Raw genomic sequence first — 20,422 nt, forward strand, 5'->3', positions numbered from 1 at the left:
GAATAATTATTCGTCAGCTTCAATGGTGTATTTTTGAACAGCAACCACCAGCATGATCAGGACTGCAAAAAACAGTCCCAACGTAGCGGAATACCCCATGTGATAATAGCCAAAGGCCTGTTTGTAGATGTAAAGCATCGCTGATAAAGTGCTGTTGAGTGGCCCTCCGTCTGTCATGATATAGGGTTCGATAAAGAGACTGAATCCCCCTATGGTCGACAAGATAGCCACCATAAAAAGCGTAGGATTGATTGCTGGCAAGGTGATGTACCGAAACTGTTGCCAGGAACTCGCTCCTTCTACCTTAGCGGCCTCATAGTAGCTTTGCGGAACAGCCTGCAAGCCCACCAAAAAAAGAATAACGTACAGTCCCACATTTTTCCACGTCGCCATAATCGCAATAGAGATCATAGCGATCTTAGGATTGGTAAGCCAGCCTACCCGAGCAAAACCCAAATCCGTCAACATCCGGTTCAGCAATCCGGTCTCCACCCCCAGGAGTTGTTGCCACAAGATGGTCACTACCACCCCGGAAACGACAACAGGCAAGAAGAAGGAAGCCCGAAAAAAGCCACGCATAAATAATTTCTCGTTCAACACGTAAGCCAACCCCAAAGCGATAAGCACTTGTAAAGGGATATGAATAAGGAGAAACTTCAACGTATTCAAGATGGCCTTCCAGAATAATCGATCCTGGATAAGGCGGGAAAAATTATCCATCCCGACAAATTCCATCGGCGCTATAATGTTCCATTTATGGAAAGTAAGCACGATGGAAAACCCTACTGGAAACAGGACAAACAGCACCAGATGCAACAAGTAGGGAGATACAATGAGGTAGGGTAACAATCGACTTTTCGTACGGTTTTGCATCATTAGTCGTCATATTGCGCAAAAAACAAATTGAGCCTTCTCTGAGGTTTTTCAAACAGCTAACACACTTTTGCCATAGAGGCATCCCTTTGGAAAAAGGAAACGTTTAGCTACCTATTTGAAAACGAAGGCTCAATTTATTTTTGTGCTGTTTAAACAGTCGTTAAAATTTCGGTAAGAATATCCTGGACCGATAACGTAGCACCACAGATAACTTCATCCGAAGCGCCATAGTACATCGTCACTTTGTCGCCATCAATAAGATGACCATTGGTAAAGATAACATTGCCAAAAAAGCCCGTCTGTTCATAAACAGCATCGGGCTCCATCAGCGGGTGATGAGAACGAGCCAAAACCTTGGAGGGATCCTCTAAATCGAGCAGGGCAGCTCCCAGGCAATAACGGTGTTTCTCATTTGCGCCATGATAGATCATCAACCAACCTTCGTCTGTCTTGATGGGTGCGGCTCCTGCTCCCACTCTGGCGCTGTCCCACCAATCTTCTCGGGTATGTAAAATACATTGATGGTCTCCCCAATGCAACAAGTCTGGAGAAGAAGCGATCCAGATAAAATTTCCTCCTGGGCCATGCCCCGATGGGCGGTGAAAACAAAAGTACTTCCCTCCTACTTTCTCTTCAAAAAGAGCACAATCTTTATTGTGGGGCGGCAAAATCATGCTTTCTCTCTTAATATTGCGCCAATCTCGCGTTCGCATCAGGCCTACGCCTACGCCACACTCCGAAACTTGGGTATAAGTGAGGTAATACTCGCCTTCCAGCAAGCTTACCCGGCAGTCTTCAATGCCGTAGGTTTCGAGTTTACCTTTCCCAAAAAGCTGGGTAGGAAAATCTTCCGGTTCAACAAATGACTTACCGTCTTCGCTACACACCAACCGAAGGTGAGAGATCGTAGACAGGTATTTTTTACCGTTGTGCCCAATCATTCGAGGATCAGAAAGGTCAACTTCGCCTTTTTTGAAGGCAAGTACCTCAACTGTACCATCTTCTTTAAGTACGGGAAAAGAGATAATCCCTTCTTCTTGTACAGGGCGTTCTGCCACCCTAAGGAGTAACCAGGTTTTCCCAGCAAAACGAAAAACGCCTGGATTGAGGACACACTCCACCACCCAACCAGGTTGGCTCGGGGCGATGTCTTTTGTCGTTAAAATAGGGTTCCCTGCAAACCGCTTAACCATATCTGCCATAACACTGATTACGAATTTGGAAAAAAGGAAGGTTAGCAGTGATGGCTAACCTTCCACAAATCTTTTATTGATCCTCAAACTTCCCTGGACTTTCGAAAAAATACCGAAAGTCGAAAGGTATGCGTGGCGATAAAATCGCCACTTGAGGTAGAGGGTAGAGGGATTTTTCTACGTAAGTAGAAACCGATCTTTAATTATCCAACATCGTTTTTCTCATTGATGCTGGAGCCTTATACTTCTTTATCCCTCTACACGCTACCCTAAGGGCGCGAAGCAGTCCGTATCTTTCTACGAACTTTTGCTAAAAAGTCCCGCTTACTGCTTGTTGAACATCACAGTACCCAGGTTCTTACCTCCCAACACAAAGTTGAGCGAATAAATACCCGCAGGATAATTAGCCACCGATAAGTCAAATTGACCATTGGCAACTTCACCTGGTGTCAAGCGTAGTACATCCAACTGGCGACCAGCTGCATCAAAAGTACGCAACAAGAGAGGCTGATTGCCTGGCAAGCCGTGGCGTACATTCAGTATATCCGAAACTGGATTGGGGTAAACACTTTCAATGTAAGTGCCAATCAAGTTGGGTTCATTGGTTCCTACAACAATAGATCCGGTTTCGTAAAGTGTGGCAATTTCATCGGCGGTTAAGGCCCGATTGTAAATCTTCACGTTGTCCAAAGCTCCATTAAAGTACTGACCGCCTTCTATAGGGTTATTTCCCATGCCGAGATTAAAGGCCGTAACATTTAGTTTACCAGGAGCTGGCTTGCTATTGGCTTGAATACCGTTGACGTAGACCAGATCGTTTTCGCCATCGTGTACCATCGTTACGTACCACCAGAAGGTAGGTACCAGTTCATTACCGTCACCGCTGTCCATATCGGAAATCAATTCCGGAAACTGAATCGTGTTGCTATTTGTGGTCCATACAATCTTGGTATGCTGTGGCAAAGAGATTTTCCAGCGTTCGCTCCAATGTCCAAAATCCATGATATAGGATTCTGCTTCGGCTGTATTAATTTCATCTACCCGAATCCAGAAGGCTACCGAAGTGTAATCAGAAAGCAGTTGCACCGCATTAGGAGCCAATACCGAATCCTGCATTCCGTCAAACTTGATATTCATTCCGCCACCGTGAGGGTGCGTCGCATTTTCAAAAATTGGATTTCCTCCAATTACCCCGTGGTTTTCGTAAGGCGTTGCATCGTTGGCATTGCCATCAAAAGGATAGTGAGCCACCAAGCCAGGCTCTGCCGTTTCTAATGGTTCCGTAGTGCTCAACGTCAATTCAGCGAGTTCTGAAACGTTCCCGGCCAAGTCGAATGCTGCTACTTCAAAAGAATACAACTCCGAAGAAGCTAAGCCCGTCACCAAAATAGAGAGGTTACCAGCACTTAGTGTATCGTAAGGTATCGCATCTACCCAAACATAATAGCCCGCTACCTGAGTATCATCAGTAGCTGCTTCCCAACTGAGAAGCACAGAGCTAAAGCTCGGAGACCCCATCAGGTTCATAGGTGGTGTAGGCGGGGTAATATCAGGTGTCTCATCTACACCAGTGGTAACCAACAAGCTACTAGGCAAAGACTCATTTCCTGCCGCATCGATGGCCGTTACCGCAAAGGTGAAGGTCGTGAGCGGGGTCAAAAGAGGAAAATAAGCACCCGTTTGTTCCGTCGTTGTGGCGAGAACGTCATCAATATAAACGTTATAGGCCGTCACTGCTTCGTTATCGGTAGCAGGCAACCACGCCAGATCAACATTATTGAAAACCACATCAGCGGTGAGATTAAGAGGAGCATTAGGAGCTTCGGTATCCGTAACCACTGGAGGTGTAGACTGCTCGGCATAGAGTGCTGCAACAGCTGGTCCGTCAAGTGCTATGCTGTACAATTGTACATCATCGAGGCTTCCATCCAACCAATTTCCTCCATCAATAGGGTTGTAACCCATACCCAGTGGGTAGCTGGTACTGTTAAGATCACCGGCCACATTTTTCTCTGCAACCTGGGCTCCGTTGAAATAGATGATGTCTTTGCTACCATCATGTACCATTACCACGTGCGTCCATTCTCCAACGGGCAGCTCATTGCCGTCTCCGCTATCCATGTCCGAAATACCACTGGTATTATTGGTGGTAAAAACGGGCTTACCGTGATTAGGCATAGAAATCTTCCACCGTTCCTGCCAACCGCCATTAGACAGTAAGAATACTTCTCCGCTAGCAGGCAAGGAATTGAGGTTTATCCAGAAACTGATACTGGCCAATGGCGAATTCTGCTGAGCAGAATTTGCCGCCGTCACTTCTGTGGTACCATCGAAAGCCGCAGCTTGATTGGTGCGACCAAAACGATCTGTCGTGAGTACGGGCATGGAAGCATCATTATTGTAAGCCGTCTCATCTTTACCGTTGCCGCTGAAAGCGTAGTGGGCAACCAAGTCACTGTCCGCAGGTGCTGTGTTTTGCGCCGCGTAGAGGGCAGCAATAGCCGCTGCATCAAGGGCTTCGTTATAAATACGCAAATCGTCGATAGCGCCATCAAAGAAGCTACCTCCATCGATGGGGTCATAGCCGATACCGAGAGGATGTTTCGTCTTAGCGAGTGCACCCGCTGCGTCCCGCTCATTGGCTAAACTGCCGTTGAGATAAATCAGGTCTTTGCCGGTCGTGGCATCGTGTACCATGGCGAGGTGCGTCCAGGTATCCAAGGTCAGTGGCGTATCGGAATCGAGGTCATTACAACAGGTTGCTGTATGGGTTGTCCAGACGGGTTTGCCATGACTCGGCATAGAAATCTTCCACCGTTCTTGCCAACCACCATTAGACAATAGATAGGCTTCTCCAGAAACAGGGAAGCTATTGGGTTTTACCCAAAAAGCGACCGTAGTTGCGTCTGATTGCAAGGCTACCGAATTAGGCGCAACAGCAGCTCCCTCCAGCGCATTTGCGCCCCAGCCGTGGCGGTTAGCAACTTCACTGGCTCCTGAAAGAAGTTCGGCATCATTGCCAAATTGGCTATCGTCCTGACCATCACCATTCAGGCTGTACAAGGCGACTTCTGGCGTTACTGTACCCGGGAAAGTAGATTGCTCACCGTAAAGGGTAGCAACCTCTCCATCAGTCAGTGCGTAATTTAAAATGGTTACCTCGTCAATCACTCCGTCGGTCCAGTTACCTCCGTCGATGGGATTGTAACCGATGCCTAACGGTTGTGTTGTTGCATTGAGGTCACCAGCAACATCCTTGTCTGCTACTAATGCACCATTGAGATAGATTTTATCTTTGGTACCGTCGTGTACCATCATTACGTGCGTCCATTCTCCAACGACGAGTTCATTACCATCACCGCTGTCCATGTCGGAAATACCAGAAGAATTATTGGTAGTAAAGACCGGTTTTCCGTGGCCAGGTAAGGAAATTTTCCAACGCTCTTGCCAGCCGCCATTGGACATCAGGAAGTACTCGCCACTTACGGGCAAACTGTTGAGTTTGATCCAAAAAGCGATAGACGTCGTGGGGGAATTCAACACGGCGGAATTGGGTGCCGTTACTTCCGTACTCGTACCATTGAAAGCCAGCGCACTCTTGCCATAACCAAAGCGGTCGGTAGCAATCGTAGCGTCTTGCAGCGTGGCATGATTTCCATAGGCATCCTCAAAACCTGCCTTAGAAAAAGAATAGCTGGCGACTACACTGTTTCCAATGACAGGTACTGTATTTTGTGTATTGTACAAAGCAGTAATCTCGGCATCAGAAAGTCCTGTACCAAAGATCATCACCTCATCCAGAGCACCGTTAAAATAATTGGCGTTATCGATAGGGTTATATCCGATTCCCAAAACGTTGGAAGTGGTATTCATATCTCCCGCTACGGCCTTGGTAGCGACACCTACCCCGTTGAGGTAGATTTTGTCTTCCGTACCGTTGTGGACCATCGCCACGTGCGTCCATTCGCCCGGTACCAGCTCGTTACCGTCACCAGCATCCATGTCAGAAATACCGGAGGTGTTGTTGGTGGTCCAGATCAACTTTCCGTGGGTGGGAAGGGAAACTTTCCAACGTTGCTGCCAACCGCCAAAAGATAACAGAAACTCCTCACCTTGATCTGGCAAGGCAGTAACGTTCACCCAGAAGCTGAGGGTCGTTTGAGGGGTATTTAAGGCACTATTGTTTGGTGCAATAACGCTACTTTGTTCTCCATCAAACAAGAAGGCGCTATTGGCAAAACCAAGGCGATCCTGGGTCAGTTGCGCCCCATTAACGACTGCATGGTTGGCATTGGTCGTAATATCCTTGGCACTTCCTGAGAAATCGTAGTGAGCAATTGGCGTCTGTGCAAACACACTTGTGGTGCTGAGCAAAAAGACAACACCCATTATTAAATGGTATAAATGTTTCATCATCTTAAAATGGTATTAAAGTTAAGGAACAGCACAAAAATAAATTGAGCCGACGTTCTTCAAAAAACAGGCTAAACGGTTCAATTTAAGCGTGCCTGCTTTTTGAAGAACTTATAAAGAAGGCTCAATTTGTTTTTTGCGCAATACAATGGTTCTTAAATCTTGATTACGGTACTCACAGAGCGGCCCAATGGGCTACTCCAAATCAGGTGGTAATGACCTTCCGGCCAGTCTCTAACCTCTATCTGTTCGGTATCACTTGTCGTTTTTTGGCGGTATACGCTTCGACCTAATACATCGAAGACTTCAATGTGTCCTTGTTGATTCCTGGCTGTGGCCCAATGCAGATAAAGGGAGTTTTCTACTGGATTGGGATAAGTCAGGAGTTTCTCTTCCGTCAATATGAGGGGTTCGGTACTGGGAGTTACGCCGCCTTGGTAAAGCGTATTCACTTCCGCTGGCGTAAGGGCATAATCGAGAATTTTCACCTCATCAATCACCCCTTTAAAATTGTATTCTGGTTGGTCTGGCAGCATCTGACCAATCAAGAGCGGGAAGGTCGTCGTACGTATCAGTCCATTAGTGGCTCGGTAAGCGGCTAATGTTCCGTTGAGATATAGGGCGAGGTATTCGCCATCGTAAGTAGCGGCAAAATGATAGAATTCGTCTACTGCTAGAGGTTCCTGGATGTCTAAATCTCGCGTTCCAGTGAGGGTATTCACCGTCCAACGCAATTGTTGCTGTGGGGTGATCGAAATTTTCCAGCGATTTTGCCAACTTCCGTGGGAAACAACAAACGCCTCGCGCTCCAACAAAGCATTCATTTCCAACCACCCGCTTACCGTAATGGCTTCCTGAACGTTCAAAATCGGCATGTTTTCCACCGCAATATGCTGGCTGCCTCCGTTGAAATAATAAGCGTTATTGCTAGCTCCCAGCAAGTCGGTGGTCAGGAGTCCTCCATTGTTCTGACCGTGTAGTTCGTTACCACTTACATCAAGTGTATTCCCCGTAAAGGGATAATGAGCAATGATTTCTCCTCCCGTAGAGACGAAGTTGCGTACCAGTATTTCCGTAGTAGCCGTATTGCTTTGCCCCTCATCGTCGGTGACGACAACTTCAATTTCTATAATACCTTCTCCTGCAGGGGCATCCCAACTGACCGTAGCTCCGTTCCCACTTATGTTACTTGCACTAGCTGACCAGCTGTAACTTAAACTTTGCGGAGCTTCATCCAACGCCACACAAGTAAAGGTGACCATACCTTGTGGAAGCGTAAATGGCGCACTTTTTTCTATGGCAATAATCTCCGGCGCTAGATTGATTTCCGGAACAATGGGCAAAACCAACATGGCCGTATCCAGGTTACCGGCTTCATCTGAAACAATGCACTGAATGTCCACCACTCCTTCGTTTGCAGGCGCGGTGTAAACAATACTCGCACCATTATCCATGAAAGTGCCTGCTGTAGCTGACCAAGTGTAACTCAGCGCATCACTATCAATATCTTGCACCGTAGCGTAGACGGTCGTGGAAGTAACAACAGCCATAGGCGAATCTTCTGCAGCTAAACCTCTGAAGCGAGGAGCCGCAGTATAAGCCTGCGCAGTCTGCTGGTAATCCACCACTACACCGTTAATGAGCATTTTATTTTCATCGTAAGTAATATCGCCTCCAGCAGGACAAATCACCAGCATCCGAGCAGCATCTGCCAAAAGGGAGACGCTAAAGTCGCCACTTACATTTTGTGCCAAAAAAGTCTCGGTCAGGGCATCATAAACATCAACGGGGTCATCTTCCAAGGCCAGGGTAATCGTCTCCGTTTGCCCGTAAGGGTTATAATATAGATAGGTCGGATAAGCTGCGCCGGCGAAGAAATCCGTTTTCAATAAATCCAACTGCAGGATGCGCTGTACTTCTGTGGGTTCAATGATTGCTCCGAGATAACCGATGGAACCCGTACTGTACAGCGAAAGATTCGTTGCCGCCCAATTGCCACCTAAAGCATCACCGGTAGAAAAAGGAGATTGCCCATTCCAGTTTTCGCGTAAAGCCTCGTAACCAATCACCTGCTGAGGATCGTTGGCCATGGACCACTCCGAAGCATCCTGAAGGAAACTCGGTAAAAATCCAGGATAAAAAAGGCGGGTAGCATTCGCTAAATTCAACGCCCACTTGCCAATGGCACGCGCGAAACGCTTATCGTAACGTACTGCTGGAACCAAGGCTGCTGCCTGTTGCACACCATTCAGCTGAAAAGCGTAATCATTGCCATTATCGTTGGCCTCCCCCACCAAACCGGACACATCGAAACCATTCCAATCTCCGACGATCGTACCCCAACCCCGCAAGGAGCCACGGTCAAATGACCAATTGAGCATCTTCTCTATGTCGTAGTTCGTGCCTAATTCTGCGTTCATTCGGGCAGCAGTGAGCGTGCCGTAAGGCAATTGCAACTCGTAGGAAGGATTAGACGACCAATCGTCCAGAAAGTCCAAGGCCCATTCCGCGCCTTGCAAATAAGCTTCGTTGCCGGTTACATTCCAGGCCTGATAAAGCAACCAGGCAAAGGCACCAGCAGCTTCCGGCTCGGGAACGCCCTGAGCATTTGGCGTCATTTCCGTAAAACTCCACGCCCGATAATTGAGGTAAGGAACCGCCCAAGGGGTAGCGCCACCGCCCATGGCCTTGATCGCTTCCAGCATTTTATCGGCAATAGTGATGAACTGAAGGTCGGCCTCCCCTCCCATCTCGGGGTACAAATCGTAAAGCTGATAAAAGTATACATTGGGCATCATATCGTACCACCAGTCATTACCACTACTGGTAGAAGGTGCATTGAGGTAGATATTTTCGCCGTTGGCTTTGTTGTAAAAATCCTGGCTCATCCGCACCCAATTGCGGCCAAACTGATTTTGCTTGTTCTGCCCCACCAGTGTCGCTCCTACCAGTGATGGCAATACATTGATCGCTTCATTACTCGTCGAAGAAAAGGTACCTACGTAGGTATCCAACCTAAAAGCAGGACTCAGCGGATAATTCACACCACTTGGCTGAACCGTACAGAGCGGCAAATACTGGCCTGTCAGCTCCGTATCATAGACCATTTCATCGTACTCCAAGGCCACGGTTTTCCAGTCCAGCAGGTTGTAGGGCGCTGGCTGGTTAGGCATTGCTTCAATTCGAGGAATGGCTATCTGCCCTGACTGCCCGGCCAAGGCCAGCGGTAGCAAACACACTAACCATAGTATTCGTTTCATCATCTTTTGCACCAAAATCAACATAAGACCAATTATTGCGCAGAAAGTAAATTTCTATTGCTTTAGGCTTTTCGAATGGCTGACACACTTAAAGTGAATCGCTTAGCCAGCTGTTCGAAAACTGAAATAGAATTTATTTTCGTGCTGTTCTTAAATTTACGTGAGGCTTGAAATCTCAGGGTACTAAATCAATAGTTAGCATTCTGCTTCAGCATGGGGTTGAGGTCAATCTCTGTTTGTGGAATCGGGAATACCTCATGCTTTCCTACTTCAAAGCCAGCCAAGGAATCAGCGGCGACACCCCAGCGCACGAGATCGAAAAACCGGTGCATTTCAAAACCCAGTTCTACTTGTCGTTCGTGCCTCACTAGCTCCCGCAATGCGGCCTGATCCGTAGTAGTGATCACGGGTAGCATCGTGGCGGGTTCGATGGATTGGGCGCGTGCGCGGGCACGAACTTCCTCCAGCGGCGCCAGTGCTGCGGTGGTCTGGTTCAATTCAATCAGTGCTTCCGCTTCCCACAATAAGACTTCCGCATAGCGAATAGCCGTGTAGTTGATATCGCCATCCGCTTTTTGCGTCACGACCGAATCGGATTGGATATATTTTCGCACACTGTACTTCGTAGAGGAGAAAGAGTTGGTGTAGGTACGTCCGAAGTATTCATCGCCACGCATCGCCACCGTGATTGGCAAGCGGGGATCTCCTTCTTCAAAGGCGGCTACAAACGATGGCGTAACTTCAGCGAAGCCATAGCCATCAATTTTGCGTGACGCCCACCATTGATTGAGGAAATTGCCCAATCCCAACTCTAGGTTAGCGTGTTGTATTTCCCAAACCGATTCGCTGTTGTTTTGGGTAAATTTGCCATAGTTATCAGCATAATCTTCGACCAGTGCATAGACCCCCAAGTCTTTGATACGGCTCACATAACTGAGTACCTCCGCCCAGTTTTTGGCGTACAAATTGGTCTTACTCGCCAGGGCTAATGCTGCTCCACGTGTGGCACGACCTTCGCTACCGGCAGCGGCTACAACGGGTAGTAAAGGAGCGGCCCGCTCGCAATCTGCAATAATTTGCGCAAAAATCTCCTCCCGCGAACTAGCGGGTTGGCGCAGCTCATCGGGGGGCAATAGTTCCGTGATCAGCGGAACTTCGCCAAATACCTGGGTCAGTAAAAAGTGGTAATAGGCACGTAAGAAAAGTGCTTCTCCCGTGTATTGCGCGCGCAGCGTTTCTTCCACCTCCACATTTTCGATGTTATCCAGCACGAGGTTACACTGGGCAATCCCCTCGTACTGTACTTTCCAAAAAGTGTTAAACTCTTCCGTCCGAGGGGTATAAGTAAAGGCTTCCAGTTCCACCAAACCAGGGCGGGAACCATCACCTCCAGTGATAGCTTCGTCGGAGGTTATTTCGGCGAAAGCCCAATAAAAATTACCATTGTCATTGTTGAATAACAAAGGCCCATAAGCCGCATTAAGGGCTTGCAGCGCGTCATCGCCTGTTTGGAAAAAACTGCCTGCATCATAAGTCGCAATCGGATCTTTGTCTAAGNTGCCTTCACACGAAGTGAGCATTAGCAAGGGTAAAAGATAGCGTAGTATTTTCATCGTTTCCGGTTCTTTTTAAAACTTAAGTTGAACGCCTGCAATGATGGTCCGTGGTGCGGGTACTGTTCCCCAGTCAATTCCCACCGCCAGGTCCGAGGAGATGCCTAAGCCCTGGGTATCGTTGGCATTGGCCTGTATTTCGGGGTCTAATCCTGGATAATTGGTGAGCGTCAGGGCATTCTGAACAGTGCAGTAAACGCGCATGGTGCTGACCTGCTCATTGTTAATCAGTTGGGCAAAATCATAGCCCAGGGAAATATTACGTATCCGCAAATAGGAGCCATCTTCCAGAAAGCGGGTAGAAGGACGGCGGTTGCCGTTGCGGTCATCAACACTTACGCGGGGGATATCGGTATCGGTATTGGTGGGGGTCCACCGGTCAAGAATATCGCGGTAGGAGTTGAATCCTCGTAATTGCGTTTCGTAAGCAAAATTGCCGTAAAGGAAATAGACATCGTTGCCTTGCACGCCTTGCAATAGCATCGAGAAATCGAATCCTCCCCAATTGAGCCCCAGGTTTAAGCCATAGGTGAAGTCAGGAAATGGATTGCCAACATGTTTACGATCTTTATCATCAATGACATTATCTCCGTTGAGGTCAGCAAACTTGACGTCGCCAGGCCGGGTAAACTGGCTCTGAAACGGACTAGCGGCGATCTCTTCATCCGACTGAAACAAGCCCACCATCTCCCAGAGATAAAAGGAACCTACCGGATGACCAGGTTCCGTACGCGTCAACGATCCATCCGACAAGCCAAAGCCTCCTAGGATGGGCTCACTGTCGGCTATCGAAGTCACTTGATTACGAAGCGTTGTGAAATTGGCACCGATGGTATAACCTACTTTGCCAATTCTATTTTTGTAAATCAAGCCCAGCTCAAGTCCTTCATTTTGAACACTGGCGGCATTGACAAAAGGAGGACGCGTGGCACCACCCGTTTGGGGAATAGGTACCCGCACGAGGATGTCTTCGGTGGTTTTGCGGAACACATCAGCCGTAATAGACAAACGATCATCGCTAAAGGCAACATCCATCCCGAAATTGGTCTGTGTGCTGGTTTCCCAACGAATATTGCTATTGCCAATTTCTAAGATATTGGCTCCCGTGGCAACGCTGTTGTTGTTACCAAAAACGTAAACACGATCGCCTACACTCACCAAGGAGCTGAAGGGGTACACCCCGATTTCTTGATTACCTAAGCGCCCCCAGCTGGCTCGTAATTTCAGACTGGAAACAAAGTCTTGGTTAGCAAACCATGGTTCATTTGAAATATTCCACGCTGCCGAAACGGAGGGGAAAGTCCCCCAGCGATTGTTTTTCCCAAAACGAGAAGAGCCATCGCGGCGAATAGCTGTACTGACCACGTAGCGCCGTTTGTAGGAATACGTAAACTGACCAAAATAAGACAACAGAGCCCACTCCGTCGCAATTCCAGAAGCACCAACATTGCTGATCTCTTCTGGCACACTGGCATCGATATAGCGGAAGAGCGGATCGTTGCGCCGGAAATTATTGGCGGATGCTCCCAAATAATCCGTGTGATTCTGGATCGCCTCCATGCCCACGAGGGTAGAGATTCGATGATCGCCGAAATCACGCTGAAAATTTAGCGAGTTGTTCCACACCAGGGTTTGAGCGAATACCCTGCCTTCGTTTAAAGACGTGGGGTCGTAGATCGCCGGAGACAAACGCTCTTTGAACAATTTGCTGCGCTCAAAGAGCAAGTCACCGCCCAGTGTTGTTCTCAATTGCAATCCATCAAGCAGGGTAAGTTCTGCGAATACCGAACCAAACATCCGGTAGCGATTGATGGTCCAATCGGTATTTTGGTTGAACGCCAGCGGATTGGCATTTCCGTCACCAAAAAGCGTCGGGTCAGACAATTCTGTAGACGTCTTGACCAGCGTACCATCGGGATGGTAGACGGGAAATAGCGGGGAAGCAATCAGGGTGTAGCGAATGCCACTGGGTTCATTACCGGGGCCAAAACCATCCCCAGAGGAATTGATCACCTGGCGATCCGTAGCTGAAAAGGAAAGATTACTACCGATGCGAAAACGGTCATTGCCGATATCTCCATTAATCCGGAGCTGGTATTTATCAAACCCCTGCCCCTGGTAGATCCCGTCCTGGGTGAGGTATTCTCCGGAGATAAAAAAGCGACTTTGTTCACCGCCGCCCATCGCCGAGAGGGAGTAACGCTGCATCGGTGCCGGTGCAAAAACGAGACCAAGCCAATCGGTATCGGCTAAAGTATCTAAGATCGCTGGGTCATAGGTAGGCAAAATATTCGCGGGGTTACGAAGCTCATTGGCATTGGTAATCCCCTCATTACGGATGGTTAAAAATTCTTCTGCATTCAGCAATTCCGGTAGCCTGACGGGTTGTTGAATACCCGTATAGGCCTCAAAGTTGAAGACCGTTTGCCCCGGCTGCCCTCTTTTAGTGGTAATCAGTACTACCCCATTAGCGGCACGTGAACCATAAATAGCAGCCGCTGCTCCATCTTTCAGTACTTCAATGGAAGCTATATCACTGGGGGAAAACATATTGATATTGCTGGTCGTCGGCACACCATCTACTACATAGAGCGGGTTATTGTTGCCCAGTGAGCCCGCTCCCCTTATCCGAACTGCAATATCATCACCCGGCGCACCGGTGACCTGCGTCACCACAATACCTGGCGCCTGACCTTGCAATGCCTGATCAATGCCCACGACGACCAGCCGCTCAATATCTTTGGATTTTATGGAGCTGATCGCCGAAGAAACGTCACTGCGTATTTCTCTTCGGTAGCCCGTCACGACCACTTCCTCCAACAGCTTGGTATTCTCGCCAAGCACTATTTCTATTTCAGAACGACCAGCAATAGGTACTTCCTGATTGTCATACCCTAAGTAACTAATGACCAAGGTAGCATCGGCAGCTTTTACCTCCAATGAAAACCGGCCATCCAAATCCGTCGTCACTCCATTGGTGGTTCCTTTTTCGACGACATTGGCACCAATTAGTGGCTCCTGACCAGTGCCTTCTACCACGCTTCCTTTCACCACAAATGACTGCGCTTGCAGAGAGGTCATCCCCAGTAAAAACCACAGGGGCAACACCCAACAAATGGAAGGTAGGCGGGTACTCATGTGGTGTCCTTTAGCTCCTATACTTACGTTCATAGAATAATCCTTTATGATTAACATTCCTAAAGATCAATATTTACAGGAAGCTAAGATGATACTATTACGCAAAAAAACGGTACTTTTAAGAATTCATGATAACAATACTTTATTTCGTATAAAAAGAATACTTAAAACCATCGTAGGAAAACGACTACTAACAAGCACTTAAGTTTTTAAATATGGATATACACAGGGAAATAACCCCCTTGAAAAACCAGGATGTATTAGTGGTCCTGGATTCTACTAATAATGGCTTTGATTACCCGATCCACAATCACCCGGAGTATGAATTGAACCTGGTGATGGGCATGTCTGGCACGCGCATCGTTGGCGACTCTACCGAACGTTACCAGGACTTTGATCTGGTCCTTTTAGGACCTTATCTTTACCACAAGTGGGATGGAGATCAACTGCTTCAGGAAAAGGGGCCTCCTTACCGCGTCATTACCATCCAGTTTGCGATGGATTTATTTGGTAGTCACCTCTTTCAGAAAGATCGCTTTTTACCTATCAGAAACCTATTGACGGATTCCCGCCGCGGAATCAAATTTCATGGGCAGTGCCTAAAGGAGGCCATGCGCTTGATGATTGGCTTAACGGAAGATCAGGGCTTCACCAACATTATCAACTTTCTACAGCTTTTAGATCTTCTCTCCCACGCCAAAGAGGCTACCTCACTAGCCAGCGAAGGCTTCTCTCCTCAGGCATTGCGAAACAGTACCAATCGGATTCAACTGGCCTATAGTTACATCTTGAAACATTTTAAAGACCCCTCCCTACGATTGGAGGAAGTATCTAGTAAGTTAAACATGAGCCCCTCGGCTTTCAGTCACTTTTTTCGCAAATTTGCTTTTCGTAGTTTTTCCCAATTCTTGATTGACCTACGCATTGGGCACGCCTGTAAACTGCTGCTCGACACCGACGACACGGTGAGTCAGATCAGTGCAAAATCGGGTTTCAATAATTTGGCTAATTTCAATCGCCTCTTCAAAAAATACCGCGACTGCACCCCCATCGTCTATCGCAAACGCTACCTCGAAAAAAGCGCCTTCGATTGGACCAAACAGTCGACGCCCTGGCAGTTTATGCCCAAAGATTCCAATAATTTGGCCCATGTCAATCCTACGGAGTATGCTACGCGGTTGAAGCATTATTAAGAAATGTGGTTTTGGAAAAAGCAGCGGTTTACCTTCTATTTTTAATATCATTCACCACAAATGGAGTATATAACACTACTGTCGAGGCATTAGGCTTTAATGGGCCAGTAATGTATAATGCCTCTTTTATCTTAAATTCAAGCATTTTTTTTGAAAAATCACTATGCTCTATTTGGCGTACTTTATCTTTCTCATTAGTGATGATAATAAATGGCAGGGTAGTAGTTTCATCTAAATGATTTCCTATCTCTTTGACCTCAACAGTTGATAAAACACCATCCTCAAATATCAATGTTGATTCGTAGTTGTAGCTCACATATGTGTCCCAAAATTCAAGGGGAAGTTCTAGATTATTCACATATAAATCAATTGCCAAGCCAAGGTGCTCGATTGGTTCATAACCTACACTTTCTCCTAATTCTGGATAGTATAGGATATACCACTCACCTTTATTATCATTTTGAATAATCTCTTCATTCTCGAAATATCTCAAACTAGGGTTATCCTGACGATATTTGTTTTCCAAAAAGTCAAAAATGATCTCCTCTTTCTTCCCTTTTTTATCATATATCCTCCAAACCCCAACAGCTTTTCCATCTTCATACATTCCTTGTTTTTGCAGTTTCCCTCTACTATTATAATATGTCCATGTACCGCTTTTTTTATTAGCTACAAACTCCCCTTCTAACTTCATTGTGCCGTTAGCATAGTAGGACTTCACTTTTCCGTTCAAGGCTCCTAAATCATCATAGTTAAATTCTCTGATTTTTTGTCCATTTACAGAAAAGGACTCCCAAACACCTATTTTCATTCCATCTGAGAATTGCCCCTTTTCTACTAGTTCACCACTACATTTCCTCTCATAAGAACCATTAAGAAATGGTGTGATTTCATCTATGTAATCTACACAATCACAATGTGGGTATTTCATCTCAACCTGAGAATAACCCAATAGTGGAAAAGTCAATATTAAAGAGAGAACTATTTTTTTCATAATCAAATACTAATTTTAAAAATAAAAGAAATCTTCCCCAATGGATCATTCTATTTTAAGGTGAGATGCATCTACTTACCTTCACCTCTTCGAATAAGCCTGCTCCATCAAAGAATTAGGCATAATGTATAGGTATTCCCGCTTGGCATCAATAATTAGATTAAATCGCTTTAGCAAATCTCCTCCCATTACACTCATTTGTTGTCGGCCTATTGTGCCTTCAAAAAAGCCTACGGGGATATCTTCAAAAGGGACTTCTCCGATTATAAATTTAGGTAACTTACCTTTTTTGATTTTCAGTACGTTACCGTAAGAGTCTTTCAATTCTTTTTCCTCTAAAATTTCTACATGTGCGCCGATATTGCTCTCTGCAGTAAATTTATCATCATATAAAATCGCCCCACCATAGCCTGAATGGATGAGAAACCGGTTGGGGTAATCCTTTCCACCAATTGTGCTGGTTCCTTGGATAAACATAAACCCGTCTTCATAAAAAACAGGGACTTTATTAAACGCTACTGCTTTCTCCGGAAGGGTATCGTGGAGAATAATAACACGCTGTTCAAAATCAATTTCAATCACATTACCGTCAAATAAATTAGGCCCAAATTTACCGCCTGTTCCTGGCCCTGATTCTTTTGTTTCCCAGATGGCGATACTATCCCACTTCAAACTCCTGATTGCTAAAGTGTTGCTTGCGCTATACCTTGCAGTAGCATCCCCTCCCCAGCTGCTGACCTCTTCTTCACTGTCCCAATTGATACTCGTAATCGTACTTATTGCTTCGCTTGTTAGCGTTACGGAACCTGCGGCGGTGTGAAACATTAAATCGACGGTATCCTTTTCATTCAACACCGCTTTGATCGATAGATTATTATGGCTGGTTAATTCAAAAGGGATGGTGTCTGATTCTGTGTTTCCTTGTGCATTCAATAGTTGACTAAACGCAAGTAACATTACTGGGAGGTATAACCCCAATTTGAAATTAATCTTCATTTCCAAAGTACTGTTATTGGTTATTGGTTTTGAATACTTGACAAAATCCTACCGCAACAACAAAACATCTCCACCCAAAGTTCTGCGCTCCCCATTGACGAGGCGGAAGCGAATGCTGTAGGCGTACACCCCAGGATCAAGGGCTTGCCCACGGAAGGTACCGTCCCAGCCGTGGCGCTCGCTGTTGATGGGCCAATCTATAGCCTGGAAAACCATGTTGCCCCAGCGGTCGAAGATCAGTAATTCTTCGATACGTTCGACTTGAAGAGGGTTACCAAAGAGGAACCATTGATCGTTGTAATCGTCGCCATTTGGGGAAAAAACATTCGGTAAGAAAACATCCACGCGGTCTTCGACGATGAGTTCGGCTTGAAGTTGTTGCTCACAGCCAAAAACATCTTTCAAGTAGAGTTCCACAATGCCCGACTGGCGGGCGGTTATCTCTGGATCGAGACAATCGGTGCAAGACAGTTGCTCGGCAGGTTGCCAATCAATGCTGGCAAGCAGGTTTTCGGGAACGTAAAGCTCCCACACTACTGGCGCAGTGATCCCCAATGGCAGCTTGATCGGGTTATCGAGGCTGGCCATACCGTCAGGATAAACGGCGGGCATGATCCATTCGGTTTCGAGTTCACAACCGTTGGCATCCTTGATGGTCAAAGTATGGTTTTCTCCCGGCCATAGACCATTTAGCCAGGTGTCGTCGCTTTGCCACACACCGTCGTCAAGCTGGTATTCATAAGGGGCCACTCCTCCTGCGGCATAAGCGTCTAAATAACCCGCAAAGAGTTGTTCGCAATCTACCTCTGGCGCAAGTAAGGTTGGCGGCGCCGTAACTTCATAGCTAAATAAACGGCTACACCCACGGGCATCTGTCACTTCTAATTCGTAAACAGCTACCGATAGGTTGGTCAACTGGTCCGTTGCACTTTCATCATGAAACCAATGGAAATCAAAAGGCGCAGTACCAGCAGTCATTTCCAACTGGATGGCACCATCGCTACCATTGGCACAATTTACCGGCACCACCGTCGCTGCTGCATCCAAATTCCAGACTTCCACCTCAGCAAATCCTTCAGCTGTTCCCCAACAGGCCGCATCTTGGACACCTATTAACTGGTAGACTCCCGGCAGCGTAAGCGGCAAAGCACTCGCAGCTTCCAGCAATTGCCAGACCTCTTCGCCATTGTATTGATAACCTATATTATATGGAGCGACACCTTCCAACTGTAGCGGTAACCACGCCGTGTCACCTTCACATATCTGTGCTTCGCCAGAAAGGAACGCACTCGGCGGAGTAGTTAAAAACACGCTGGCGGTACTACTCGTTTCTTGGTGGCAGGCATCAGTAATGCTTACCGAATGGGTTGCGCCATCTACGCCGGGTACTTGCTGCGTATTGGTATTACCACCACCCATCCATTGATATTCGTAGGGTGCTACGCCTCCACTGGGTGTAGCAGTCATGATCGTTGCCTCTCCCGGACAAGTATAAGCATCCGGCAGTATTAGCGAAAGCTCGGGCGCAGGCACAATAACCAAGTCCGCAGAGTCTGCATAACATGCGCAAGGAATATCTAAAACCAAGCGAATCAATTCTTCATCCTCCATCTCCATGTCAGGCAAACTGTTTACAGGCAAATCGGCATAGAGATCGCCTTCCGGGATGGTAATAGAACCGGAAAAGGATTCGTAATCAAGGCCGGGAGTCGCCGTAGAAGCCGGGCTTATTTGATAATCGATCATCAAGGGGCGATCAAGAGGACTATCTGCGCTGCGGCTAAACCGAAAGGCAGCATCTTCACAACCTTCAAAAATCTGTCCTGGGCCAGCTGTTTCACCGATAGCGGTTACTGCTATTTCGCCACCCAAATTGAAGCTACCCGCTTCCAGAAAAACGGCAGAATCGAAAAAGGGATCAGCGACATCTCCTACCACCAATCGGATATGATAGCTTTCGCAGGGACGAAGCTTCAGTTCAGCTGTAAGAACAGTGGTAAAACCATCGTATTGAATTTGCGCCAAATGAGGTGTAGCAATATTAGAGAGCCCGCACTCTGACTGATCTTCCGGCCGTTCATTGTGAATATAAAAACCTTCGTTCTGATTGAAGTTGACCGAATTGATGGATACGAAATCATTAGTACCGGGAATCAGTGCCACATTTTCAGCATTAGCCGAAAATTCGCCGTCAATTCCGGGGCCACTGATAAAAAAGCCGAAAACATCGTTGTAGTTGCTGCCCACAAATTCGCAGTATTCCTCAGAAGCAAAAACGTAACGAAACCGAACGATAGAATCCAGGGGCACAAAGTCAAACTCAATACCTACCGCATCCCTGACCAACCCGGTCGAAAGCCCTGACAAGTCAGCATCATTACCGTCTCCGGGTAAGTCTCCACTTTTATCGGTTTCATTATTGGGGCCAGCTGCGTTATTGGTAGGACCAGTAGAAAGGATAATCCCCCGGTCAAGGCCGATTACATCAAGGCCATTCTCAAAATATCCTAGTCCATTGGTGTGGCCAATCGTACTTATAAGGTCGATGTTATCACAAGCGCCACTGGCGAAGATATCCTTGACGAGCGTTTGAGCTGTAAAATCGTTATGGGTAACGATTCCTTCCTGGGCCTGCACTTGTGTACAGACCAACATCAATACGCCCCACCACCAAGAATACTTTTCCATTAATAGTTACTACCCGTCCGCTCTGCCTGCATTTATTAAGGGTAGCCTTATAAATTGA

The 20,422-nt window shown here is 47.0% G+C and carries 10 protein-coding genes; 1 reads left to right on the forward strand and 9 read right to left on the reverse strand.

Going from position 1 to position 20,422, the window contains the following annotated elements; translation table 11 throughout:
- Nucleotides 1-6 precede the first annotated feature (6 nt).
- The 6 genes from A3EU_RS0115480 to A3EU_RS0115505 all read right to left on the reverse strand — a co-directional run bounded on the left by A3EU_RS0115480 (nt 7) and on the right by A3EU_RS0115505 (nt 14,526).
- Nucleotides 7-876 (reverse strand): carbohydrate ABC transporter permease, encoded by an 870-nt coding sequence (locus tag A3EU_RS0115480; protein ID WP_020537098.1) that lies wholly within the window; start codon nt 874-876, stop codon nt 7-9.
- A 149-nt stretch (nt 877-1,025) separates the two neighbouring features.
- Nucleotides 1,026-2,078, reverse strand: coding sequence for a glycoside hydrolase family 130 protein (locus A3EU_RS0115485; protein ID WP_020537099.1), 1,053 nt, complete (start codon nt 2,076-2,078; stop codon nt 1,026-1,028).
- Nucleotides 2,079-2,393: 315 nt separating this feature from the next.
- Nucleotides 2,394-6,485: a LamG-like jellyroll fold domain-containing protein gene (locus A3EU_RS32920; RefSeq protein ID WP_083937437.1), complete on the reverse strand. Its 4,092-nt coding sequence runs from the start codon at nt 6,483-6,485 to the stop codon at nt 2,394-2,396.
- A gap of 152 nt (nt 6,486-6,637) precedes the next feature.
- On the reverse strand, nt 6,638-9,745 hold the full coding sequence (locus A3EU_RS0115495; RefSeq protein WP_169433360.1) for a LamG-like jellyroll fold domain-containing protein: 3,108 nt from the start codon (nt 9,743-9,745) through the stop codon (nt 6,638-6,640).
- A gap of 185 nt (nt 9,746-9,930) precedes the next feature.
- Nucleotides 9,931-11,355 carry a RagB/SusD family nutrient uptake outer membrane protein gene (locus A3EU_RS0115500; protein WP_020537101.1) on the reverse strand — a complete coding sequence of 475 codons (1,425 nt, stop codon included), beginning with the start codon at nt 11,353-11,355 and terminating at the stop codon, nt 9,931-9,933.
- 15 nt (nt 11,356-11,370) lie between these two features.
- Nucleotides 11,371-14,526, reverse strand: coding sequence for a SusC/RagA family TonB-linked outer membrane protein (locus A3EU_RS0115505; RefSeq protein WP_245569360.1), 3,156 nt, complete (start codon nt 14,524-14,526; stop codon nt 11,371-11,373).
- 182 nt (nt 14,527-14,708) lie between these two features.
- On the opposite strand from A3EU_RS0115505, the gene A3EU_RS0115515 reads away from it, so the two are divergent.
- Complete coding sequence (locus A3EU_RS0115515) at nt 14,709-15,686, forward strand: helix-turn-helix transcriptional regulator (protein ID WP_020537104.1); 978 nt, start codon at nt 14,709-14,711, stop codon at nt 15,684-15,686.
- Between the two features lie 28 nt (nt 15,687-15,714).
- Here A3EU_RS0115515 and A3EU_RS0115520 read toward each other — a convergent pair whose 3' ends face one another.
- The 3 genes from A3EU_RS0115520 to A3EU_RS32925 form a co-directional block, all read right to left on the reverse strand.
- Nucleotides 15,715-16,680 (reverse strand): toxin-antitoxin system YwqK family antitoxin, encoded by a 966-nt coding sequence (locus tag A3EU_RS0115520; RefSeq protein ID WP_020537105.1) that lies wholly within the window; start codon nt 16,678-16,680, stop codon nt 15,715-15,717.
- An 81-nt stretch (nt 16,681-16,761) separates the two neighbouring features.
- The gene (locus tag A3EU_RS0115525; RefSeq protein WP_020537106.1) at nt 16,762-17,676 is read right to left on the reverse strand and encodes a hypothetical protein; all 915 of its coding nucleotides are present in this window, start codon (nt 17,674-17,676) and stop codon (nt 16,762-16,764) included.
- A 48-nt stretch (nt 17,677-17,724) separates the two neighbouring features.
- Nucleotides 17,725-20,364 (reverse strand): choice-of-anchor L domain-containing protein, encoded by a 2,640-nt coding sequence (locus tag A3EU_RS32925; protein WP_020537107.1) that lies wholly within the window; start codon nt 20,362-20,364, stop codon nt 17,725-17,727.
- Nucleotides 20,365-20,422: the final 58 nt, after the last annotated feature.

Source organism: Lewinella cohaerens DSM 23179 (assembly GCF_000379805.1).
Taxonomy (GTDB): domain Bacteria; phylum Bacteroidota; class Bacteroidia; order Chitinophagales; family Saprospiraceae; genus Lewinella; species Lewinella cohaerens.